Raw genomic sequence first — 21,800 nt, forward strand, 5'->3', positions numbered from 1 at the left:
TAAGTCCGGGCTTTGTAACCCAAGGAGCCCGGGACGGCACCTAATGCCCTACAGGTTGGAAATGCATGAATGTCAGAGTTGACCCTGCGACATGACCCGACATTTAGCGGAAAACTACGGAGACTTCAATTGGCGAATGTTTTGACTAGGCAGCAGGCGCGAGAAGCGATATGAGATACTTGTGGTGAAGGCTGGCTGCCCTTAGTCGACGAAGCCTTCGAAAATTTGCCGCCACATATATCGATAACGTGTGCGCCCCAAAAATGGGGGCATTAAGATTTGATCTTGCTCCACACAACGACACGGCGTTCACCGACTACTTAGGCGATGTGGTCGAGCGAAGTCTGGCAATCTGTGAGACTTGTGGCGAAACTGGACTTGAAATGATCATTGATAGCTGGGTTGTCATGCGATGCGACTTGCATTCTGCAGGATCGGCATGGCGAAGCGACCAGCCCGCTTAGGGGGCAATTAGCAGCACGTAATCGCCCGCCGGGTTGGAAATGTATGAATGTCAGAACTGACCGCTTGCCCCCTCCCCTCAACTTGATCCTAACTTCTAAAATTGAAATCAGCAGGTTTTCCTCCAGACAGATAATGTGCAAGATAATCGTCAATTTTTTTTCGGAATCTTGAAGAACACAAACATCGTCTAAATCTGCTCCCTTAACATGGTCGACCTTATGATCACAGCGCATTTCGTCTAAAAATAACGTATAGCCACCCTGGAACGCCGCGACGGCGACAAACACCGCTACCACACCGCCAGCCGCGACGCCTTCAGCGGCGTGCGTGCCCAATGGCACGACCCCAACGACGCAAAAGAAAAAAGAGAACTGATAGACGAAGACGACAACCCAAAACGCCTGCGCCACACCTACCCCAATCAAGAAGCGGCAGAGTGAGCAGCAAAAGCAGAGATGAACCGGGTAAAGCGTGGCAAAGCGACCCTGCAATTTACCCTGGCCCTCGGCAGGCCAGACATTACACCCATGATGGGCATGCGCATCCCCAGCCTAAAAACGCCTATCGGGGATACGGATTGGATTATCGTAAAAACCACCCACAGCGTCACGGCGCAGGGGGTTACTACGCAATTGGAGATGGAGACGAGGAAGGGGCAGGAGGAAAAGAATGCTGAGCCAGTAGAAGAGTCACATTAATAATGATAAGCTAAACGACCAATAGCCCTGCCAGTTAATCCGGCTAATCAATCCTCCCTACAGACGACGATCAAGCAAATACTCGTGAGTACAAATACGTTGCCTACTGAATATCGCTGTACCAGTTGCCAGACAACTTTTCGAGCACCGTTCAGTGAGGCTTATTACTATTTGGGTTCAGCGGCCATGGGACAACAGGTGGAGGATAGTGAGCTACTTAAAATACCGCTTCGCCCTGCCTGGTGCAAGGATTGTGCGGCCTTGTGCGCTGCCGAAGACATACTTCCATTACGGGACTTTGAAAACGCCTATGGGGCAGCACGTGCAGGCAAAGAGATAGAATATCCTGTTTGGTCAGAATATATGGACGCGCAATTCGCGGCAAGCGAAGTCGGCCATTACCTCCGCTGGAGAATGACACGTCGCCATGCGCCACGGGTACTCTGTTGTGGAGGTATGAACTTTCAATATCTCGACGTTGACCAACCTTTGATCAAACATGCCGAATGCGAGTTTGGTTTCATACAAGGCTGGTATCGTATTGGCGGATTTAACGGACCAGGCCCTGGAGTGTATAGCGCAGCCAATATTCGCTTATATGACAGCGAGGGCGGGCTAATAGGGCAACTGACTTGGCGAAGGAAAGAAATTAACGGCTGGGACACAGAGAAGCTCAGTTACTCGACTCCAATTGAAGATTAGCGGCAAGTAATTGCCCACCGGGTTGGAAATGTATGAATGTAAGATCTGACCACGCACCCTTAGAAAATGTATGAATGTTAGACCCCTTGCCGGTACTGATACAAGAAGCCTGGTGAGATGCTGATGCACTTATTGTTCGAAACAAAGCGTCCAGCATCGTTTTTGCTATTAAGCATCTTTTCAGTCCGCTTTTACAAGCGATATTCCTGCTTCAGTTGGCATAAGGTTTTTACGACTTTTCGCTTTCACGAATCGACCAAATATTCTTCCTAACTCAATGAATGGCTTTTCTACCCATCGATAGCTTGCAGACGCAACTACAAGCGAAATACTGAGGACGACAGCAAACAGCACGCCCTGGACTGCCAGTGGATATCGCTGGACAATCGCCGACAGTGCAGGGCTCATATCATTGAGCAGGTAAAACTGGACAATTATCAAGACTGGCCAATGGAACAGGAAAAGGCTATACGAAACCTTTCCTAAATATCTGGTCCAGGCTTGTCTCAGCAGCGCAGTACCAGGTTGGCCGCGTTCATGGATCACGTACGAAAGAATGAAGAAACAAAAGGGAATTTCTGCCAGCAGTGTCCACCTTCTATCGTCATAGAACATAAATGTTGACTGGAATATCCACAGTTGGGGAATGAGGCCGAATCCTAATAGCGCGGCCCAGAACAACGGCCGCCGCAGTCGCCCCAGCGCTGTCATCCAAGTTGTTCCATATTCGCCAACGATTAGTCCTGCATGGAACAAGACCAGGGAGCGCATGAACTCGACGCGCAGGTCCCAAGGTGGCATGGGCACGATAAAGATCATCGCCATCAACAAAACAAAAATAGCGAGATTGGTGATTTTTCCCGTTCGAGTGGAAATGAAATAAAGCAGTGGGAAGACCAAGCTACATCCCATCTCGATATTGATGGACCACAGTGGAGCCTGCAGGAAAAAATCCCAGAAAAAAAGTGTCCTCACCAGCATGGCAATGTCTGCATTGGACGGACTGCCTGTTAGCAAAGCAACGCCATAGGAAACAAAAACACTAACCCACATTGCCGGTACGATTCGAAGGACTCGTCGGACGACATAGGCTGGCCAGCCAATCAGGAGTGATGCGGTCTCGTTCTTGAGTTGCAGCCCCAGGACGAAGCCGCTCATGATGAAAAAGAGAAGGACCGACGCACGCCCATTAAACACCGTATGAATCAGCCAGTGTGTAATTGGTTGGACGCCCGGATACGTATTGAATATGCCTGGCTTGGCTTCAAAGAAAAACCAAAAGCAATGTTCAATTACAACCGCTAGTGCAGCTAGCCCACGCAGTGACTCTATTTCTTGAAAAAAAACTCGCTCAGAACTGTTGAGTGACACATTGATATTCTGCATCTGATAACGTCTTTATGACTATCCAAAATGAATTATTAGGGTGTGCAATATTATCTGCCAGCATTTTGAAGGGACAGAAATGGCTAGCATTAAGTTTCTCTTGTTCGTTTATGTTCTAGTGTCAAAATTTTTCATTGTCTTTCTTTCCTTCATTGATTTATCACTAAATCAATGACGATTTTTAATTGGTACTTCCCAATAAGAAGGCGCGTCACCGGGCGCATCCATGCATTGCCGTATGATCCCGTCGGCCATGCGTACAGTACTGCCTATAGAATGAACCTTGCCGTCAAAGTGGCAGCTTTCATCTGGAGGTCTTCATTACTTAATATCTCTTGGCTTGCTTTTGCAGGTGACGCAGACATTAAGAACACTGCTTCCGTGATTATCATCAACACCATCAAGCCAAAAAGCACATGCAATTTGAAATTAGTCTTTTTTGAGTAGTTCGCTGTTTGCCTGGCAATTTTTTCAGGGAATTTCTTTGATCTGAACTGGTGCTTCTATTTTTGCTGTATCTGCCTGCAAATCATCATCAATACATTCTGCATACTTCTTGTCGATGTACTCGCAAGCTTCATTAAATTTGCTGCGTGGAGAATTATCCATTTTGTCAGTATCAAATTTATTTAGCAATTCGCGGTAAATATCGAGCGCAGTCAAATCTGACACGGCCGACAATTCTTTTACTTTTTTTGTGATGTCGTCGCGCTGCACTTTGGTCAAAAGTTTTTCTCCATCATTGTTCAGGTTCAAATTTATGACAATGCTGAGCGATGGCCCGACATTTGAATCACCCATCACAATCTGGCCTACATCACCGCTTATTTCATTTTTTTGCGCCATTACCAACCTGCGGTTCCTGCCTTCATCAAACTACATGCTTGATATTGAAATTCATTTTTTCAGACTGAAAGCAAACTGCTGATAGGAATCGATTCTGAATACGTATTGAAGCCATTCCTTATTTTTACCCAAGATAAAGGGCTGCGATGGGATTGTTAGTCCGCGTAGATGCGCATAGCCCATCGTATTCGCACGTTAAAATAAAAAATGCAAATTTGCTTGCAAACTGATGCAAAGTTTTGTGCTGCTTTTCAAGTTGCAGACGCAACTTTCGTAACCATGCCCGCTTTTTACTATTTTTAATGGCTTCTTATAATAAAGTCAATATAAACACAAAAAAAAAGCCCTTGATTATTCATCAAGGGCTTTTTCGTATTCGTTGGCGGAAGCTGTGAGATTCGAACTCACGAAGGCTATAACACCTCGCCAGTTTTCAAGACTGGTGCATTCAACCGCTCTGCCAAGCTTCCGAGCCGCATAGTATAACCTGAATGGCGGGCTTGGGCAAGGATCAAATTTCGAAATGGAAATTTTTATCCAGCAAAGCAAGCAATTGCTGGGGGCTGACGGGTCTGGAGTAGAGGAAGCCCTGCACTTCGTCGCAACCGGCGTTGATGAGGAAGGCCAGTTGTTCGCGGGTTTCTACGCCTTCTGCGATGACTTTATGCTTGAGTTGCTTGGCCATCATGATGATGGCGCTGGCGATGGCACAGTCGTTCTGGTCTGTGGGGATGTTGAGGATGAAGGAGCGGTCTATCTTTAGAGTGTCTATCGGGAAACGCTTGAGGTAGGACAGGCTGGAATAGCCTGTGCCAAAATCATCAAGGGCCAGCACGACGTCCTGGGCGGTGATTTGCTCCATGATGGCGATGACACTCTCGGTGCTGTGCATGAGCATGCTCTCGGTGATTTCGAGTTCCAGCCATAATGGTGAAATCTGGTAGCGTTGCAGGGCCTCTTTAACGCGCAGTGGCAGGCTGTTGGTAAATTCTCTCGCTGTGACATTGACCGCGATGCGGAACGGCGCTATGCCGCTGTCTTGCCATTCCCTCGCCTGGGCGCAGGCGGTTTCGAGTACCCAGGCGTCGATTTGCAGGATCAGGCCGGTTTCTTCTGCAACGGGGATGAATTCTGCTGGCGAGATTAGGCCTTTCTCTGGGTGTTGCCAGCGCAGCAAGGCTTCTGCTCCAATGATTTTGCCGCTTTTGATATCAACCTTGGGCTGGTACTGCAAATAGAATTCCTGGTTTTCCAGTGCCTTGCGCATGCTGGATTCAAGATACAGCCTGCCAGCGATGCTCTGGTTCATGCTGTCGCTGTAGAACACAAAGCTGCCTGATACGTTGCCGGCACTGCGCTTGGCCTTGTACATGGCGATGTCGGCCTTTTGCAGCAAGGCATTGGCATCATTGCCGTCTTGCGGGAAGATGCTGATACCTATGCTGGCACCGACGCGCAATTCGTGGCCAGAGACGATGAAGGCGTCATTCAATGCCTGCAAGAGTTTTTGTACGACCAGGCTGGCATGGAAGTGCTGGTTGATGTCGAGTACGGCGATGGCGAATTCGTCGCTGCCGAGACGGGCTACGATGTCATTCTCGCGCAGGGTTAACAAGAACCGGGCTGCGACCTGGCGCAACAACTCATTGCCTATGTCGTGACCAAGGGTGTCATTGATGAGTTTGAAACGGTTCAGGTCAAGAAAGATAATCGCAGCGCTGCTGCTGTTTCTTTGTGAGTGCAACAGTGCATTATCGACGAGTTGCCGGAACAGGCTGCGATTGGGCAGATTGGTCAGCGCATCGTAGTAAGCGAGGTGATTGATTTTTTGTTCTGCTTCTTTGCGGGCAGTGATATCGCTGAGATAGCCTATGATGCCTATGGGCAGCCCTTGGGCATCACACAATGGCGATAGACTGAGACTGGCCCAGAACACTTCACCTGATTTTTTCTTGCGGCGCACTTCCATCTCGCGACCACCATGCTCCAGGAAGCTGTCATACAAATGCGTATCTGGCTCACCCTCATCGTCATATAAGAACAGGATATTTTTGCCTATAACTTCTTGCGCGGCATAGCCAAAGAGTTTTTCTGCGCCGCGGTTCCAACTGAGGATGAAACCGGCCAAATCCATGGTAATGACGGACTCATGAATCTGGTCAATGATCTGGGTCTGTTGCCATTGTGCCTGGGCGGATGCCTGTAACTCCTGGTCCAGCTTTGCGCGTTTGGAAAACAGCTTGGCCGTGAGACTGGCAAGGGTATTCAATTTTGCCAGGTCAGCTTCGTTGATCTGCCCTTTTTTACCGGACAGGATGTAATAGGTTTCGGGTGATGCCATGCACAGCACATCAGCCTTTGTTTTTTGTTCATCGAGTTTGCCACGGCGGAATGCCGCATTGGCGTCACGAAAAACTTCTTTGACTATGCGATTTAAAGCAGCATCAAGCTCCTGGCCTTGCAGGCACAAGACAGCCTCTCCGAGACTGGCACCGACTTCGAGTTCGTCTATCGCAGCTTGCCTGGTCATTGGCTACATATCCTGGCAAACCTGATTCACCCATGTATATGCAGTGATCATGCAGTCGTAATAATCATCGGCACTCAAGCCCAATTCTTCTATCAGGCCAGAATCAAAGTCTTTGAGAGGACGGTCTGCCCTTTCTACCAGATCCAGGCTTTTACCTAGCGCACCTGATTTGTGCAACAAAGCATCGAGCACTTCTGTATGCAGGTTTAAAGGTTGCAGCACCTCGACCAGGGGATTGCCGAATAGTTTGTCGAGCAAAGAAAACATGCCAACCATGAAGGCACAATCGAGCTCATCCTTGCTGCCGCCACGTTTGAGACAAATTGCCTCCATCAGGCTTGCACGAAATGCGGCACGCGGCATCAAGGGGTTCAGGCTGCCGCTGTGATCTTGCTGGCGCGCATACAGTAATAATTGCAGCCATCTTTGCAACTGCCTGCGCCCCAGCAGGTTAATGGCCTGGCCAAAGCTGGACACCCGCACGGTTTGCGCAAAGGCGGCAGAACTGACGAGCTTGAACAGCATGAAGGACAGGGTTGCATCTTGCTTGAATAATTCTTCCAGTTCACGCGATTCTGCATCGCGGGCGACCAGGCCCAGCAATTTCAACAAGCGCGTTCTGGCAGTGGCATCTGCTGCCTTGTTGCTGAGGGGTGGGTGAAAAGCATAATCGCCAGAGAACCATTTAAACCCGGCTTCATGCGCCTGCTCTTGCAAGGCTGCATGGGGCAGATGCTGCGCCAGGTGGTCTCCGCCATGCAGGCGTAACAGCAAGGGTTTGATGTGGGCAGGAATGTCCTTGCTGCAATCGACACTGATTTTCTTTGCGCCTTCCCATATCGCATTGTCGTGCGCCTGCAAATCATCAATGATGACGCGTGCGCCATGTGAGTTGAAATACTTGAGTCTGGTTTGCACTTCCTTGTCTTCTGCGGATTTTGCAGGTACACCAAGGACGATACGCGCCAGTGGCAAGCGCGTATCGATGTCTGCCGGGACCAGCAGAGGGTCTGCAATTCTGACCAGAACAGAAATGCCAGAGAGCCTAGAAAAGATTTCTTTTTCATGCAAAAACTGGAGCAAAGCAATGACATCGCCGATTGGCAAAGCACCAAAATCAGCTTGAAGTGCAAGCAACTGTTGCTTGCTATTCATCACGGGCAATAAAGTGCCTATTCCACGAGCCAGAGTCATAAAGAAGGACGTCAAATGTTACAAAAATTGGTAGAGATATTAGTTTGGGACTTAACCAATTGCAACACAATTTAAAGCGACAGGTGAGGTATTTTGATACTTGATGAGTGCAATCTGACACAATTACCAGGATTCCAGCTTAAAACTGCCTGGCTGTTGATTTTTCAACAGGCATATGGATGCTGATACTCAGCTATCAGGATAGGAGATATTTTAGATTTCACCAATAAAGCATGTGGTAAAAATACTATGCCTTATTGGGCACGCATCAGGACCGCATCAGACAAATAAATTATTCGCTGCCGAGGAATATCTGTTGCAGGTCATTCAAAAATTGTTTGCCCAGCGGCGTGGGACAAATGATTTCATGGTCGCGGTAAAGCAGACCTTTGTTCTCAGCATTCAACAATTCTTTTTCTATACTGTTGAGCAGCATGCCAGTGCGCTCTTGAAACAAATTAACCTTGAACCCTTGCTGCAAGCGTAGCGCGTTCAACATGAATTCAAAACCCATTTCATCCACAGGAATTTCATGCGACTCTTGCACACAATTACCTGCAGCCATGGCATCCATATAAGCCTTGGGTTGCTTGTAACGCGCCTGGCGCACTACCCGGTGTGGGAAGGATATTTTTGAATGCGCACCGGCACCTATGCCGAGGTAATCACCAAAGTTCCAGTAATTGAGATTGTGCTTTGATGCTCTGCCCGCTTGCGCATAAGCAGAAACTTCATAATTGCCGTAGCCTGCTGTTGCCATGCGCCCGTGGATGAGGTCTTGCATTTCTGCGCTGAGGTCGTCATCGGGTATGGCTGGCGGGAACTTGGCGAAGTAGGTATTGGGTTCCAGCGTCAGGTGGTATAGCGACAGATGTGGCGGTGCGAAAGAAATGGCTGTTTCCACATCTTCTCTGACCTCATCCATGGTCTGGCCTGGCAAGGCAAACATCAGGTCCAGATTGAAGTTGTCAAAATTTGCCTGCGCGATTTCTATGGCCCTGCGTGCCTCGTCACCATCATGGATACGGCCCAAGGCTGCCAGGTGTTTGGAGTTGAAACTTTGTATGCCTATCGACAATCGGTTGATGCCGCTTTGGCGATAAGAGCGAAATTTTTCTGCTTCAAACGTACCGGGATTGGCTTCCATGGTGATCTCTGCATTGCCGTCCAGTGGCAACAGCGTACGCACGTCAGAAAGCAATCTATCCAGGCCTGCTGCTGACATCAGGCTGGGGGTGCCACCACCGATGAAGATGGTGTATATCTTGCGGCCCCAAATCAATGGCAAGGCCGCTTCCAGATCAGCACGCATGGCATCCAGATAAGCTAACTCATCAAAGCTGCCTTTAACTTCATGCGAATTGAAATCGCAATAAGGGCATTTGCGTACGCACCAGGGGAAATGAATGTACAGCGATAGCGGCGGTAATTGCGTCAGATTGAGGCTGCCTGGTACAAGATACTGGCTGGCCACGTCACCGGGTATGTTCGATAAGTCCGGTGATTTTTTTTGTACAGGCTGGCTTGCCGCTATGGGCTTGATGGGTATCATTTCAGTTTTTCTACAAGGGCGCGCAAGGCTTGCCCACGGTGCGACAATTGATTCTTTTCTGCTGCAGCAAGTTCAGCCACGGTCTTATTCAAACTCGGAATAAAGAAATGTGGGTCATAGCCAAAACCGTTTTCACCACGGGCATCGGCAATGATTTCTCCTGCCCAGACGCCATCAGCAATGACCGGTTGCGGGTCAGATTCTGAACGCACGAAAACCAGCACACAGTAATAATAGGCGGACTTGTCTGCCATGCCAGCCAAATCTGCGATGAGTTTTTGGTTGTTGCGCACATCAGATTTTGGCTCACCTGCAAAGCGGGCAGACAGCACACCAGGCGCACCTTGCAAGGCATTCACGCAGATGCCGGAATCATCGGCCAGCGCTGGCAAACCCGTCAGGCGCGATGCATGCCTGGCCTTGGTCAGGGCATTCTCGACAAAGCTGGGATAAGGCTCCTCAGCTTCAGGCACGTCAAATTCAGATTGTGCCCTGAGGTCTATACCCAGCGGTGACAGTATCTGGTAAAACTCTTTGAGCTTGCCCTGATTATTCGAGGCCAGGACTATTTTCTGGTTTTTGCTCATATTCATCTACTCTTATACTCATACTTCCAATCAACTGACCTGCAAACCCAATACTTCTTTTTGCAAGGCGATCAGATCGGCAATCCCGTCATGTGCCAGATTCAGCAAGGCATTCATGGTCATGCGGTCAAATGCTTCACCTTCTGCCGTGCCCTGCACTTCAACAAAGTGGCCATGTTCAGTCATGACGACATTCATGTCAGTGTCGCATTGTGAATCTTCTGGATAATCCAGATCCAGTACGGGTTGAGACTGATACACTCCAACCGAGATGGCTGCCACAAAATGGCGGAGTGGTACGGCGGGGATGACTTCGCGCTCTACCAGTTTGGCAAATGCATCATAGGCAGCGACCATGGCACCGGTGATGGAAGCGGTACGGGTACCACCATCAGCCTGGATCACGTCGCAATCGATATGCAGGGTACGTTCACCAAAGGCCTCCAGGTCAAAGGCAGAGCGCAGGGAGCGGCCTATGAGGCGCTGGATTTCCTGGGTGCGGCCAGATTGCTTGCCCTTGGCAGCCTCCCTGTCCATACGGCTATGGGTGGAGCGTGGCAGCATGCCATATTCTGCAGTCATCCAGCCCTGCCCTTTGCCTTTCAAAAAGCCTGGCACCTTGTCTTCTATACTCGCTGTACAGATAACACGGGTGTCACCAAATTCGATGAGGACAGAACCTTCTGCATGCTTGGTGAAATGGCGGCTGATAACCACCGGACGCAGTGCGTCCGGTGAACGCCCGCTAGGGCGAAATGAGTTTGACATGATTTAGTTCTTAGAAGTAATACGTGATGATTTGTGTATCGCGTTGCGAATTTCTGCTATGGCTTTTTCAATTTCGGCGTCATTGAATACATCACCATCGGTGGTTTCAATTTCTGCATCGACTGGGGCCTGTATGGTGGTCGTGACCGATCCTATAGGCAAGGTATTGGTCGAGATGATGGTGGAATTGTCCATGCGGTCATCGCCCTCCCACATCATGGCCAGCGCCGTGACATTGTCACTTTGCTTACCAGCAATATCGACTGCCGAGCGTATCAACTCAGGCACGGCACGCACGATGGTGTGGTCATGCAGGCGCTGCGCCAGCATATGATCGGGCAAGACTGACCACAGGCCATCAGAACACAGCAATAGCAAATCGCCAGGCTGCAACACTGCACGGCGAGACAGTTCAACGATAGGTGCATTGGGTGCGCCCAGGCAGTTAAACAACTTGTTACGATCAGGATGGGTATGTCTTTCTGCCGGATCGACCTTTCCCTGGGCAATCAGGGTTTCCAGACGGGAGTGATCTTTGGTGCGCAGTAAAATCTGGCCTTGGCGCATCCAGTACAAACGTGAATCACCACAGTGCGCCCAATAGGCATAACCATTTTGTATCAGGCAGGCAACGATAGTCGTACGTGGTGTTTCTGGCAAATTATTGATGGCGCGGTAGCGATGTATCTCTTGATGGGCCGCCAGGAAGCTGTCTTCCATGAAGCGTTCAGGTCGCCCTATCATAGGGTGAGCCTGTTGCTGGAACAGGTTACCTATGGTTTGCATGGCAATGGCTGCTGCCATTTCGCCCATGATGTGACCACCCATGCCGTCCGCCAGCAAAAGCAAAATCGAATCGCGGGTAAAGCTGTAACCCATACGATCCTGGTTGACCTTGCGGCCACCAATATGACTTTCTTGATAAACGGAAAAACGCATGAGATTTTTAAAACTTTATAATGGTTATTGATACAAACAGGCCAGGGAGCGCATACATTTGCTCCAGAGCCTGGCCAGCGACGAACAGACGAACATGCACAGCCAAAACAGCCTCACCAGCTTAATGCAGCCTTAGTTCAGCTTTAATTCAGGGTGCTTTCCTGTATGGTCGTATGGTCGCTTTCGACTTTTTTTCTTCTTCCAGCAATCAGCGTCTTGAACTTTAATGTCATTTTTTCCATAAAGGTCAGTTCTCGCTGCGGTTGTGCCTGAATCGCCAGGGCTTTTTGCAGGGCAAACACACTTTGCGGCCGCTCCAGCGGATCCAGTTGCAAACACCAGCGCACTACTTCTATCAATTCTGAAGAGTATAAACCCTCCAGCTTGCGGTAGTGTCCTTCCATCTTGTCACTGGTCTTGCGCTGGTCTGACGGCTGCGGCGGCGCACCTACCATACAGGCAAAAATCGAGGCGCCTATGCTGTAAATGTCAGTCCAGGGGCCCAGATTGCCATTCTTCAAATACAACTCTGGCGCAGCAAAACCCGGAGTATACATTGGGTAGAGCTTGGGTATATCAGTTTTGAGGGTTTGGCGGGCTGCACCAAAGTCCAGCAAGATCGGCGTACCATCCAGGCGCAGGTAGATATTGGCCGGTTTTAAATCGAGATGCAGCAGCTTATTGGTATGCACTTCGCGCAAGCCATTCATGACCTGGTTGAACATACGGCGGATAAAGCGCTCTGATACCAGCGGCTTTTCACCCTTGTCACGACGGCGCAGGATATGTTCTTGCAATGAGCGACCAGATTCATAGGCCATGACCATATATACGGTCTCATTGGCACGGAAGAAATTGATAACGCTGACCACATTAGGGTGAGAGATGCGCGCCAGGGCGCGGCCTTCTTCAAAAAAACACTTCAATCCTATGCGGTAAATCGGCAGATTCTCATTCGAGATTGCTGGCACCAGCTCACCTTGCTGGCGTAAGGCCAGTGAGCTGGGTAAATACTCTTTAATTGCAACTGCGTTGCCATCTTCATCAGAAGCCAGATATACAATACTAAAGCCACCGGACGCAATTTTCTTTACAATGCGGTATCCGGCAATTTCCAGTCCATCTGGCAGAGGTGCGTTATTTTGTGCGGCCATCAATCGTCCAATTCACTATACAAAACGGATTGTGTTGATTATTGCGGTATTTGTAAAGAATATCCTAGTGTCTAATGCACAATTTAGCCAATCCAATGCACAGTAATACACAGTTCACGCCTTTTTAAGGAATTACCTTGAGCATTTTCAGCATGACAGGTTATGCCAGCAGCACCAATGAAACAGATGCTGGCACCATTACCATAGAGATCAAAAGCGTTAATTCCCGCTTTTTGGACCTGCAATTTCGCATTAATGACGAGTTTCGCTCAGTTGAATCACAATTTCGCGAGGCATTAACGCGTAAGCTGGCACGCGGCAAAGTGGAATGCCGCTTCAGCTTTGGTAAAAAACTGACAGAAACGCATAATAAAAGCCTCAACACCAGCTTACTTGAGCAGCTTGCCAGTTTCCAGGTCAATCTGAAGCAGCAGTTTCCTGACGCGGCAGCACTAAGCACCAATGAAATCCTGCGCTGGCCAGGCGTCATAGAAGAAAGCGAAATCAATGCAGAATCTTTGCAGGCGGCCATCAATGACACCATCAACAAGACGCTGGATGCATTTATCGTCAGCCGTGAACGTGAAGGTGCGGCGCTGGAACAGGTACTGCTGAGCCGCATCGCTGCAATGGAAGAAATTGTCACCCGCATCACGCCACTGATGCCGCAAATCGTTCAGCAATTCCAGCAAAAGGCCACTACCCGGCTGGAAGAAGCCCTGGGCCTGGCTTTGCAGTCCAGTGGTTCCAATGCTGGCCAGACGATCACGCGCGAAGAAGCGCTGGATCGTATCCGCCAGGAAGTGACCATGTACGGCATACGTGTGGATGTGGCAGAAGAACTCGCGCGCCTGTCAGCCCATCTGACAGAAACCAGACATATTCTGAAAAAAGGTGGTCAGGTTGGCAAAAGGCTGGATTTCATGATGCAGGAATTGAACCGCGAAGCGAACACTCTGGGTTCTAAAGCAGCATCCAAGGAATTGTCGGATGCATCCATGGAATTGAAGTTATTCATAGAGCAAATGCGCGAACAAGTGCAAAACCTTGAATAAACAGGCGCATTTGCTTATACTCCCGCACTCTTTTTCTTGGGAAATGTTGCGGGACAATAAATGGCTTGAAGTATGCGGCTCAAATTTGTCTTGTTGATGACTTGAGATGACCTGAATTAAATCTACCGGAGGAATGCCATGAAAACCAATAATACGACTGCAGGCAGTCTTTTTGTGGTCGCCGCCCCCTCCGGTGCGGGCAAGTCTTCACTGGTCAATGCCCTGCTGGCGCAAGAACCGGCGATCAAATTATCAATCTCTTACACTACCCGAGCACCGCGCCCGGGTGAGCAAGATGGCCGGGAATACCATTTCACAACGCCAGAAGATTTTCTGGCGCGCAAGGCCCAGGGTGAATTTCTGGAATCCGCAGAAGTATTCGGTAATTACTACGGCACTTCACGCATCACCATAGAAGACCAGATGCGTTCAGGTACCGATGTTTTGCTGGAAATAGACTGGCAAGGCGCTCAGCAAGTCAGGAAACAATTCCCAGGTGCTGTTGGCATTTTTATCTTGCCGCCATCGATACCGGCACTCGAAGAACGCCTGAAGAAGCGCGGTCAGGATGAGCCCCATGTCATTACCAAGCGCATTTTGGCAGCTGGTGGTGAAATGGCGCACTCTCCAGAGTTCGAATATGTTATTATTAATCAAGACTTTGCAACAGCCTTGTCAGAATTGAATGCAATTGTGAAAGCCACGCGCTGCCGATTTGCACAACAGGCAACACGCCACTACGAGCTGTTCACCCAACTTGGCATTCACGCCAATGCGAATTAATTCGCAAACCCAATTTAGTGAATTTTAGTATTAAGGAAAAAATATGGCACGTATTACCATTGAAGATGCATTGAAACAAATCCCTAATCGCTTTCAATTGACACTGTGCGCCACTTACCGCGCGCGCCAATTGCTGCAAGGTCACACGCCTAAAGTTGACTCTAAAGACAAACCAACGGTCATCGCCCTGCGTGAAATCGCTGAAGGTAAAATCGGTATAGAAATGTTGAAAAAAGTGCCGGTGTAAACCGCCGCATCTGCATTCTTAGCCGCTCCTTCTTCACGCCTTATCCGGCCGGGAATCACAGAATGAACCTCAATGATAGTCATTCATCTCTGGAAAACAAACCGGCCGATTCAAGCTCAGTCGCGCTGGCTGCTGTACGCAGCCCTGCGACTCTGGTTAATACCCCTGGCAGCATTAACACCATCAACAAGCATAATTCCCATCTGGATGAAATAGACCATATTCGTGCATCATCAACGAATACCGGTGTCGCCTCCATTACTGCATTAACCAACCGCATCAGCGAATACATGTCGGCCAGTGAATTAAAACTGGTCAAGGAAGCCTATCGCTTTTCTGATGAAATGCATCTGGGACAGGTACGCAAGTCTGGCGAACCCTATATCTCCCACCCCATTGCTGTTGCAGAAATTTGCGCAGAGTGGAAGCTTGACGTGCAAGCCATCATGGCTGCGCTCTTGCATGACGTGATGGAAGATCAGGACGTCAAGAAAGACGAGCTGATTGAGCGTTTTGGCGCGCCAGTCGCGACCCTGGTTGATGGCCTCTCGAAGCTGGAAAAAATAGAGTTCCAGAGCCAGATCGAGGCACAGGCAGAAAACTTCCGCAAGATGTTGCTCGCCATGGCCCGAGATGTGCGCGTTATCCTGGTCAAGCTGGCCGATCGCTTGCACAACATGCGTACACTGGACTTCATGTCTGCGGAAAAGAAACGCCGCATCTCGCGTGAGACCATGGACGTGTATGTGCCTATCGCACACAGGCTGGGCCTGAATAATATCTACCGTGAGTTACAGGATCTGGCGTTTTCGCATCTTTACCCTATGCGTTACCGTACCTTGTCCAAAGCGGTCAAAGCTGCACGTGGCAATCGCCGTGAAGTCGTCAACAAGATCATGGATGCGGTAAAGACGGCTCTGTCCGAAGCTGGCCTTAAGGCTGAAGTATATGGCCGCGAAAAAACCCTGTACGGTATTTACCGCAAGATGCATGACAAGCACCTGAGTTTTTCCCAGGTGCTGGATGTGTATGGCTTCCGTATTGTGGTCAGTGATTTCCGTGACAGTTATTATGCGCTAGGTAGTTTGCATGCTCTGTACAAGCCCATGCCGGGCAAGTTCAAGGACTATATTGCCATTCCCAAGACCAATGGCTATCAATCCTTGCATACGACACTGATTGGCCCTTACGGTACGCCAGTCGAATTCCAGATACGCACGCGTGACATGCATCATGTCGCAGAATCGGGTGTTGCTGCGCACTGGCTGTACAAGAACGAAGAAGGCAGCCTGACTGACTTGCAACAGCGCACGCACGCCTGGCTGCAATCTTTACTGGATATACAAAAACAGACTGGCGATTCTGCCGAGTTTCTCGAACATGTCAAAATTGACTTGTTCCCTGACTCTGTTTATGTGTTCACGCCAAAATCCAAAATTATTGCCCTGCCCCGCGGAGCAACAGCTTTGGACTTTGCTTACACCATTCATACTGATATTGGTGATCAGGCGATTGCCACACGCATCAATCACGAGCCAGTGCCACTGCGCTCTGAATTGAAGAATGGTGATATCGTCGAAATCATCACTTCACCCAATTCGCGCCCTACGCCAAACTGGCTGACTTATGTACGTACTGGCAAGGCCAGGTCGGCAATACGCCATTACCTGCGTACGATCAACCTGAATGAATCGACAGAACTGGGCAAACAATTGCTGGCGCAAGCCCTGGTGTCGGTCAACCTGAATCCCGACCTGCCAGATAGCCTGGTCGACAAATTGCTCAATGAATCCAGCGCAAAATCACTGGATGAAATTCATACCGATATTGGCATAGGCAAGCGCATGGCTGCTTTGGTGGCAAGGCATATACTGGACCTGGTGGAAGATGACTCACCGTCCATCCCCTTCCAGCAATTTGGTGACAAGATCAACAACAAGCGCGACCCCGTTATTATTTATGGCAGTGAAGGTTTGTCGGTGCAATTGGCACCGTGTTGCCTGCCCATACCTGGTGATGGCATAGTTGGTCAGCTCAAGCGCGACCAGGGCCTGGTTGTGCATACAGATGATTGCGAGCATGCCAAGCGCCTGCATATCAAAGAACCGGACCGCTGGATCGACGTCAACTGGGGTGAAGACCTGAACCGCCGTTTTGATTGCCGCATTGCCGTGACGGTGACCAATGAACGTGGCGCCCTCGCCCGCATTGCCGCAGAAATCGGTGAATCAGATGCGAATATCAGCCATGTCAATATGGAAGATGGCGATGCCAATGACATGACTAATATTCATTTCACGATACAAATCGAAGACCGCACTCATCTCGCAAAAATCATGCGCAACATCAAGCATTTGAATGGTGTTACCCGCATTACCAGAGAACACGGCTAACACTTATCGCTAGTGTATGGTCTTGTGCATCTTGCGCAAGCCCCACCAGACCACGCCAGCAATCACAGGTAAAGACAAGCCTGCCAGCATATCTGGATTGATAGGCAAACCCATCGCCTTCAGGCCCTTACCCGCATAATAGACCAGGCCTGTCATGTAATAGCTGATTGCCACTACTGACAAACCCTCGACCGCTTGCTGCAAACGCAATTGCTGGCCCGCCCTGGCATTCATGCTTTGCAAAATCTTGCGGTTTTGCTGCTCCTGTACGATGCCTACCCTGGTACGCAACAGATCATTAGTATTGGCGATACGTTCTGCCAAAGTTTCCTGCCGTCTTACGATAGCTTCACAGGTGTTCATGGCTGGTGCCAGACGTCTGTCCATGAATTCACCTATGGTTGGCACCCCTTCTATCCTGAACTCGCGCAATTCGGCGATACGCGACTGCACCAGCTTGAAATAAGCCTTGGATGCTGCGAAGCGATAACTGTTTTCCAGCGCCAGTTTCTCAGTACGGGCAGCCAGGTCGATAATTTGCCGCAGCAAGCTTTGTTCGGCGTCTGTCGAATTTGCTTCACCCTGCCCATTGCCCGCCATGGTCATCGCTGCTGTCAGGGTCACCAGCTCCCTCTCTATATCATTCAGCACAAAAGAAGCATTTTGCGCATGCGGCAAACCCAGCAGTGCCATCATCCTGTAGGTCTCAATCTCCAGCAGCCGCTGTACCGTGCGCCCCGCCTGCTGATCCAGAAAACCATTGTCCTTGACGACGAAGCGGCTAAAGCCATCTGCCTGTATCAGAAAATCTGTCCATACTTCACCGCGGCTCAAGACTTCACTGCCTACCGCCACTCCACCCTCAAATATCTGCTTTACCGGCGAAGGTGGATGAAACTCCTGGGCTGCAGGGATAAGGGCAACATGGGTGGCGACCATGACCTTTTCTTGCAATTCAAACAGCCATTGCTGAGGTAAATGACGGATGGGGGCATTGGCAAATACCTGAGCCAATTCGATTTCATGCGGAGCGCTATCCTGCGGCTCCGCCTGGTTTTCGACAAAGGTATAGGTGGCAAACTCTGTATGGCATTCCCATTTAAGGCGGAAACGACCAAAATCATGGAAGAAATACTTGGCATCACCCGAGGGGCTGGCCACCGCAAAATGACGGCAAAAGTCGCCCAGTATGACTTGTTGCGTCAGCAGGTTGTCACCGCCCAGATGGGCATCATTCCTGGCAAAAATCGCCAGATGGGTCAGCGTCTCTGGGGCATGCAAGCGTAATGAAGGCCTGGAATGCACCTCCGCTGCCAAGGGTACACGCAAGGGATGGTTAAGTTTGGAGTAAGCAAGGGACATGTGGATTCAAAGGGAAATTAAAAATCTTATGCCGGGTAATTGACCTCAAGTATGGTCAACTCCTCTACCCCTCCTGGCGTACGCAATGTCACCGTATCATCTACCCGGGCCTTGATAAGTGCTCTGGCCACCGGGGAAATCCAGCTGATCTTGCCTTGCAGGGGGTCAAATTCATCAACACCGACTATGGTCACAGTATGCGCTTCACCATGCTGGTTTTCATAGGTGACAGTGGCACCAAAGTAGATTTGATCAGAACCGTGATGAATACGCGGATCGAAGACTTCTGCAATATCAAGGCGTTTGGTTAAAAACCGTATGCGCCTGTCGATTTCACGCAAACGCTTTTTGCCATATATATAGTCGCCATTCTCAGACCGATCACCATTGGAGGCCGCCCAATGCACGATATTGACAATCTCGGGCCGCTCCACGTCCATGAGATGTAAAAACTCGTCCTTCATACGCTGATGCCCCTGAGGCGTCATATAGTTTTTTACACCCGCAGGAATAGCTGGCGCACCGAATTCTTCTTCGTCGTCAGGGTCTGCTTCTTTCATAAATGCTTTGCTCATGTCTGCATTGTAATGGAGTTGATCAAAATAATTTTCTTTGTGGCACCGAAAGCCCACACTTAGCTTATAAAATAGAAGAATAGTTTGCTTGCCGTTAGCATTCAATATCAGTACTGATAGGATGTTTGCTAATGCCGGGTTGCCTGAATAAGAAAATGGATTTTGCATGACAGAAAAAGCAGCAATCAATGTACTCGTCGTCGATGATCATGCCGTGGTCAGGGAAGGGATAAAGAGCATTATCTCAACCACAACAGATATGGCGATCATCGCAGAGGCAGAAACAGGCCTGGAGGCGATACGTCTGAGCCGCCAGCTCGATTTTGAGGTCTTGTTGCTGGACATTGCCCTGCCAGACAGAAATGGCATCGAGGTTTTAAAGCAAATCAAGTCCGAAAAACCACATATAGCAGTCCTGATGTTCTCCATCCACAGAGAAGACCAGTATGCAGTCCGGGCCTTGAAAGCTGGTGCCTCTGGTTTTCTGAACAAGCAATGCAGCAGCGCGCAAATCCTGGAAGCGATACGGCAGGTAGCCCGCGGCTTGAAATATCTCAGCACGCAACTTGCCCAGGAACTGGCCAACAACCTGAACCAGGAACATGAAGATGCGCTGCACAAAACCCTGTCTGACCGTGAGTTCCAAACCATGACCCTGATCGCGTCTGGCAAGTCCGTCAGCGATATAGCAAAAGAATTGTCACTTTCTGTAAAAACCATTAGTGAATACAGGTCGAGAATTCTATTGAAGATGAAATTGCGGCACAATGCTGAATTAACGCACTATGCAATAAAAAATCAGCTTGTAGATTAAACGGCAATATCAATGTCGTAGGCAATACTCTTGTTAGCAAGGTCATTGGCAAAGCAAAATGTCGAAAACTCCAAATAATTCGCAGTTTAAAAGTCCCACAGATATTGCGCGCGAGACATTCAAACAATTGGCGATACAGCGTATTGCGCCGACACCTGAAGCTTATCGCAAACTATACAACGACATTGCTGGTATTCCAGATACTCCGGTAGAAGCCCCGCCTGAAGTGGAGGCAGCGCCGGTCATTCCGCCAGCCGAGATTTTACTTGCCAATTTTGCCAACAGCCTGCAGATTTCGACAGGTGAGATGTCAACTTTTGGCCAACGCTTCAGCCGTGCCATCAAAACTGGCAACTGGCAAGATTATGGCCGGGGCCTGACCCAACTGGCTGAACGTATTACGGCACCGCCGCCAGCACCGTCCAGTAACATCAGTCTCGTCGATCCGCTGCCGCCGCCTGTTGCCAGCAAGAGTATCTCCCTGGTTGACGATGGCCCTGTTGAAGATGGCAGATTGCGCATACTTAAGGACTTGCTGTACCGCACCCTGACACTTGCCCTCACCTCACTGTTGAAACCTAGCCCGCAACTTGCCGAAGAGTCGGAAAGCCTGGGCACGGCAGTCAAGGTTGCTGGCAATGAAGGTGAGCTGAACCTGATTGCTGGCAGGCTCAAGCAATTGTGCTTTCAGATTGAACTGCAAAGTGGTGACAGCGCTGAACAACAGGAATTGCTGCTGCGTCTGTTTGATCTGCTGCTGACCAATATCCACGATCTGCTCGACAACGATAACTGGTTACGTGGCCAGATCGAGGTAGTACAAAATCTTATCGCTGGCCCGATTGATCACCGTGCACTGCAAGAAGCCACGCGTAGCCTGAAAGATGTCATCTACAAGCAAGGTGTGCTGAAAACCAGTATTGACGAGTCAAAAACCTCAGTCAAGAACATGATGACGGCGTTTATCGACAGATTGAATGCCATGGCAGACAGCACTGGGGCTTATCAGCACAAAATGGGCACCTACTCACAACAACTGAGTTCAGCCAAGAATGTTTCTGAGGTCAGCGACCTGATCAGGAATATCCTCAACGAAACCAAGGAAGTCCAGAGCGAAACCCTGCGTTCGCGTGACATGATAGTCGCCGCCCAAAAAGAGGTCAGCGAAGCAGAAGCACGCATCAAGGAACTGGAAAACAAGCTTGCCCACATGAGCGAACTGGTCAGGGAAGACCAACTGACAGGCAGCCTGAACCGCAGGGGCATGGACGATGTATTTGAACGTGAAGCCGACAGGTCTGACCGTCGTAACACACCACTTTGCGTAGCCCTGCTGGATCTTGATAACTTCAAGAAGCTCAACGACACTCACGGCCACGCTGCTGGTGATGAGGCGCTGGTTCACCTGGTACGTATCGTCAAGCAAACCCTGAGATCCATAGACGTAGTAGCACGATACGGTGGCGAAGAATTTGTCATCATCATGCCAGAAACGCAGCTGGAAGAAGCTGCCCAGGCCATGATGCGCGTACAAAGAGAATTGACCAAACACTTCTTCACGGCCAACGATCAGCGCTTGTTCATTACTTTCAGTGCGGGTGTTGCCTTACGCAATCCACGTGAGCTGCAAGAAGAAACGATTAAACGTGCCGACAAGGCCATGTACGAGGCAAAACAGTCTGGCAAAAACCGCGTCATCAAGGCGGCCTGATATCAAGATATCTGCAATCAGCAAATCAGGAGAAATATA

General features: G+C 49.6%; 21 protein-coding genes and 1 tRNA gene. 9 read left to right on the forward strand and 13 right to left on the reverse strand.

The features are described from left to right. Positions 1-320: 320 nt before the first annotated feature. Complete coding sequence (locus ACO0LI_RS22330; RefSeq protein WP_423035360.1) at positions 321-875, reverse strand: hypothetical protein; 555 nt, start codon at positions 873-875, stop codon at positions 321-323. A gap of 45 nt (positions 876-920) precedes the next feature. On the opposite strand from ACO0LI_RS22330, the gene ACO0LI_RS22335 reads away from it, so the two are divergent. Both ACO0LI_RS22335 and ACO0LI_RS22340 read left to right on the forward strand, forming a co-directional pair. Beyond that, entirely contained in the window at positions 921-1,163 is a 243-nt protein-coding gene (locus tag ACO0LI_RS22335; protein WP_423035362.1) for a hypothetical protein, read from the forward strand. 84 nt (positions 1,164-1,247) lie between these two features. Next, positions 1,248-1,865 carry a hypothetical protein gene (locus ACO0LI_RS22340; RefSeq protein ID WP_423035364.1) on the forward strand — a complete coding sequence of 206 codons (618 nt, stop codon included), beginning with the start codon at positions 1,248-1,250 and terminating at the stop codon, positions 1,863-1,865. A 180-nt stretch (positions 1,866-2,045) separates the two neighbouring features. Here ACO0LI_RS22340 and ACO0LI_RS22345 read toward each other — a convergent pair whose 3' ends face one another. After that, positions 2,046-3,251: an acyltransferase family protein gene (locus ACO0LI_RS22345; RefSeq protein WP_423035366.1), complete on the reverse strand. Its 1,206-nt coding sequence runs from the start codon at positions 3,249-3,251 to the stop codon at positions 2,046-2,048. 171 nt (positions 3,252-3,422) lie between these two features. Between ACO0LI_RS22345 and ACO0LI_RS22350 the strand changes: the two genes are divergently transcribed. After that, a complete protein-coding gene (locus ACO0LI_RS22350) occupies positions 3,423-3,698 on the forward strand; it encodes a hypothetical protein (RefSeq protein WP_423035368.1) in 276 nt (91 codons plus the stop codon). 24 nt (positions 3,699-3,722) lie between these two features. Here the strand turns inward: ACO0LI_RS22350 and ACO0LI_RS22355 are convergent, their stop codons facing one another. From ACO0LI_RS22355 to ACO0LI_RS22395, 9 genes are all read right to left on the reverse strand, one after another. Next, complete coding sequence (locus ACO0LI_RS22355) at positions 3,723-4,097, reverse strand: hypothetical protein (protein WP_423035370.1); 375 nt, start codon at positions 4,095-4,097, stop codon at positions 3,723-3,725. Between the two features lie 380 nt (positions 4,098-4,477). After that, positions 4,478-4,567, reverse strand: a tRNA-Ser gene (locus ACO0LI_RS22360). A 41-nt stretch (positions 4,568-4,608) separates the two neighbouring features. Next, entirely contained in the window at positions 4,609-6,627 is a 2,019-nt protein-coding gene (locus tag ACO0LI_RS22365) for a putative bifunctional diguanylate cyclase/phosphodiesterase (protein ID WP_423035372.1), read from the reverse strand. A gap of 3 nt (positions 6,628-6,630) precedes the next feature. Next, a complete protein-coding gene (locus tag ACO0LI_RS22370; RefSeq protein ID WP_423035374.1) occupies positions 6,631-7,782 on the reverse strand; it encodes an EAL and HDOD domain-containing protein in 1,152 nt (383 codons plus the stop codon). 331 nt (positions 7,783-8,113) lie between these two features. Continuing rightward, complete coding sequence (gene hemW / locus ACO0LI_RS22375) at positions 8,114-9,373, reverse strand: radical SAM family heme chaperone HemW (RefSeq protein ID WP_423035376.1); 1,260 nt, start codon at positions 9,371-9,373, stop codon at positions 8,114-8,116. Further along, entirely contained in the window at positions 9,370-9,960 is a 591-nt protein-coding gene (gene rdgB, locus ACO0LI_RS22380) for an RdgB/HAM1 family non-canonical purine NTP pyrophosphatase (protein WP_423035378.1), read from the reverse strand. Before rdgB ends, hemW begins: the two co-directional genes overlap by 4 nt. 30 nt (positions 9,961-9,990) lie before the next feature. Beyond that, positions 9,991-10,728: a ribonuclease PH gene (gene rph / locus ACO0LI_RS22385; RefSeq protein WP_162041118.1), complete on the reverse strand. Its 738-nt coding sequence runs from the start codon at positions 10,726-10,728 to the stop codon at positions 9,991-9,993. A gap of 3 nt (positions 10,729-10,731) precedes the next feature. After that, positions 10,732-11,667, reverse strand: coding sequence for a PP2C family protein-serine/threonine phosphatase (locus tag ACO0LI_RS22390; RefSeq protein ID WP_162041117.1), 936 nt, complete (start codon positions 11,665-11,667; stop codon positions 10,732-10,734). A gap of 143 nt (positions 11,668-11,810) precedes the next feature. After that, positions 11,811-12,821 (reverse strand): serine/threonine protein kinase, encoded by a 1,011-nt coding sequence (locus tag ACO0LI_RS22395; RefSeq protein WP_422951362.1) that lies wholly within the window; start codon positions 12,819-12,821, stop codon positions 11,811-11,813. 137 nt (positions 12,822-12,958) lie between these two features. Here ACO0LI_RS22395 and ACO0LI_RS22400 point away from each other — a divergent pair, with 137 nt between their 5' ends. The 4 genes from ACO0LI_RS22400 to ACO0LI_RS22415 all read left to right on the forward strand — a co-directional run bounded on the left by ACO0LI_RS22400 (position 12,959) and on the right by ACO0LI_RS22415 (position 17,299). Then, positions 12,959-13,876, forward strand: coding sequence for a YicC/YloC family endoribonuclease (locus ACO0LI_RS22400; protein ID WP_422972549.1), 918 nt, complete (start codon positions 12,959-12,961; stop codon positions 13,874-13,876). A gap of 138 nt (positions 13,877-14,014) precedes the next feature. Further along, positions 14,015-14,659: a guanylate kinase gene (gmk, locus tag ACO0LI_RS22405; RefSeq protein ID WP_162041115.1), complete on the forward strand. Its 645-nt coding sequence runs from the start codon at positions 14,015-14,017 to the stop codon at positions 14,657-14,659. Between the two features lie 43 nt (positions 14,660-14,702). Then, positions 14,703-14,906 (forward strand): DNA-directed RNA polymerase subunit omega, encoded by a 204-nt coding sequence (gene rpoZ / locus ACO0LI_RS22410; RefSeq protein ID WP_186946559.1) that lies wholly within the window; start codon positions 14,703-14,705, stop codon positions 14,904-14,906. A 290-nt stretch (positions 14,907-15,196) separates the two neighbouring features. Next, on the forward strand, positions 15,197-17,299 hold the full coding sequence (locus ACO0LI_RS22415) for a RelA/SpoT family protein (protein WP_422951453.1): 2,103 nt from the start codon (positions 15,197-15,199) through the stop codon (positions 17,297-17,299). A gap of 9 nt (positions 17,300-17,308) precedes the next feature. Here the strand turns inward: ACO0LI_RS22415 and ACO0LI_RS22420 are convergent, their stop codons facing one another. Beyond that, positions 17,309-18,661: a DUF3422 family protein gene (locus tag ACO0LI_RS22420; RefSeq protein ID WP_423035381.1), complete on the reverse strand. Its 1,353-nt coding sequence runs from the start codon at positions 18,659-18,661 to the stop codon at positions 17,309-17,311. A 26-nt stretch (positions 18,662-18,687) separates the two neighbouring features. After that, positions 18,688-19,236 carry a transcription elongation factor GreB gene (gene greB, locus ACO0LI_RS22425; RefSeq protein WP_422951358.1) on the reverse strand — a complete coding sequence of 183 codons (549 nt, stop codon included), beginning with the start codon at positions 19,234-19,236 and terminating at the stop codon, positions 18,688-18,690. A 166-nt stretch (positions 19,237-19,402) separates the two neighbouring features. Between greB and ACO0LI_RS22430 the strand changes: the two genes are divergently transcribed. Both ACO0LI_RS22430 and ACO0LI_RS22435 read left to right on the forward strand, forming a co-directional pair. Then, positions 19,403-20,050: a response regulator gene (locus tag ACO0LI_RS22430; protein ID WP_422951357.1), complete on the forward strand. Its 648-nt coding sequence runs from the start codon at positions 19,403-19,405 to the stop codon at positions 20,048-20,050. A gap of 58 nt (positions 20,051-20,108) precedes the next feature. Continuing rightward, entirely contained in the window at positions 20,109-21,761 is a 1,653-nt protein-coding gene (locus ACO0LI_RS22435; RefSeq protein WP_423035383.1) for a GGDEF domain-containing protein, read from the forward strand. Positions 21,762-21,800 lie beyond the last annotated feature (39 nt).

Origin of the sequence: Undibacterium sp. Tian12W (genome assembly GCF_049339405.1) — a bacterium.
Taxonomy (GTDB): Bacteria; Pseudomonadota; Gammaproteobacteria; order Burkholderiales; family Burkholderiaceae_D; genus Undibacterium.

Bases quoted from the DNA above. Each gene is read 5' to 3' on its own strand.
- ACO0LI_RS22335 (WP_423035362.1), top strand. From the start codon at position 921: ATGAACCGGGTAAAGCGTGGCAAAGCGACCCTGCAATTTACCCTGGCC.
- ACO0LI_RS22345 (WP_423035366.1), bottom strand. From the start codon at position 3,251: ATGCAGAATATCAATGTGTCACTCAACAGTTCTGAGCGAGTTTTTTTT.
- ACO0LI_RS22350 (WP_423035368.1), top strand. From the start codon at position 3,423: ATGACGATTTTTAATTGGTACTTCCCAATAAGAAGGCGCGTCACCGGG.
- ACO0LI_RS22355 (WP_423035370.1), bottom strand. From the start codon at position 4,097: ATGGCGCAAAAAAATGAAATAAGCGGTGATGTAGGCCAGATTGTGATG.
- ACO0LI_RS22365 (WP_423035372.1), bottom strand. From the start codon at position 6,627: ATGACCAGGCAAGCTGCGATAGACGAACTCGAAGTCGGTGCCAGTCTC.
- ACO0LI_RS22370 (WP_423035374.1), bottom strand. From the start codon at position 7,782: ATGAATAGCAAGCAACAGTTGCTTGCACTTCAAGCTGATTTTGGTGCT.
- hemW (WP_423035376.1), bottom strand. From the start codon at position 9,373: ATGATACCCATCAAGCCCATAGCGGCAAGCCAGCCTGTACAAAAAAAA.
- rdgB (WP_423035378.1), bottom strand. From the start codon at position 9,960: ATGAGCAAAAACCAGAAAATAGTCCTGGCCTCGAATAATCAGGGCAAG.
- rph (WP_162041118.1), bottom strand. From the start codon at position 10,728: ATGTCAAACTCATTTCGCCCTAGCGGGCGTTCACCGGACGCACTGCGT.
- ACO0LI_RS22390 (WP_162041117.1), bottom strand. From the start codon at position 11,667: ATGCGTTTTTCCGTTTATCAAGAAAGTCATATTGGTGGCCGCAAGGTC.
- ACO0LI_RS22395 (WP_422951362.1), bottom strand. From the start codon at position 12,821: ATGGCCGCACAAAATAACGCACCTCTGCCAGATGGACTGGAAATTGCC.
- gmk (WP_162041115.1), top strand. From the start codon at position 14,015: ATGAAAACCAATAATACGACTGCAGGCAGTCTTTTTGTGGTCGCCGCC.
- rpoZ (WP_186946559.1), top strand. From the start codon at position 14,703: ATGGCACGTATTACCATTGAAGATGCATTGAAACAAATCCCTAATCGC.
- ACO0LI_RS22415 (WP_422951453.1), top strand. From the start codon at position 15,197: ATGTCGGCCAGTGAATTAAAACTGGTCAAGGAAGCCTATCGCTTTTCT.
- ACO0LI_RS22420 (WP_423035381.1), bottom strand. From the start codon at position 18,661: ATGTCCCTTGCTTACTCCAAACTTAACCATCCCTTGCGTGTACCCTTG.
- greB (WP_422951358.1), bottom strand. From the start codon at position 19,236: ATGAGCAAAGCATTTATGAAAGAAGCAGACCCTGACGACGAAGAAGAA.
- ACO0LI_RS22430 (WP_422951357.1), top strand. From the start codon at position 19,403: ATGACAGAAAAAGCAGCAATCAATGTACTCGTCGTCGATGATCATGCC.
- ACO0LI_RS22435 (WP_423035383.1), top strand. From the start codon at position 20,109: ATGTCGAAAACTCCAAATAATTCGCAGTTTAAAAGTCCCACAGATATT.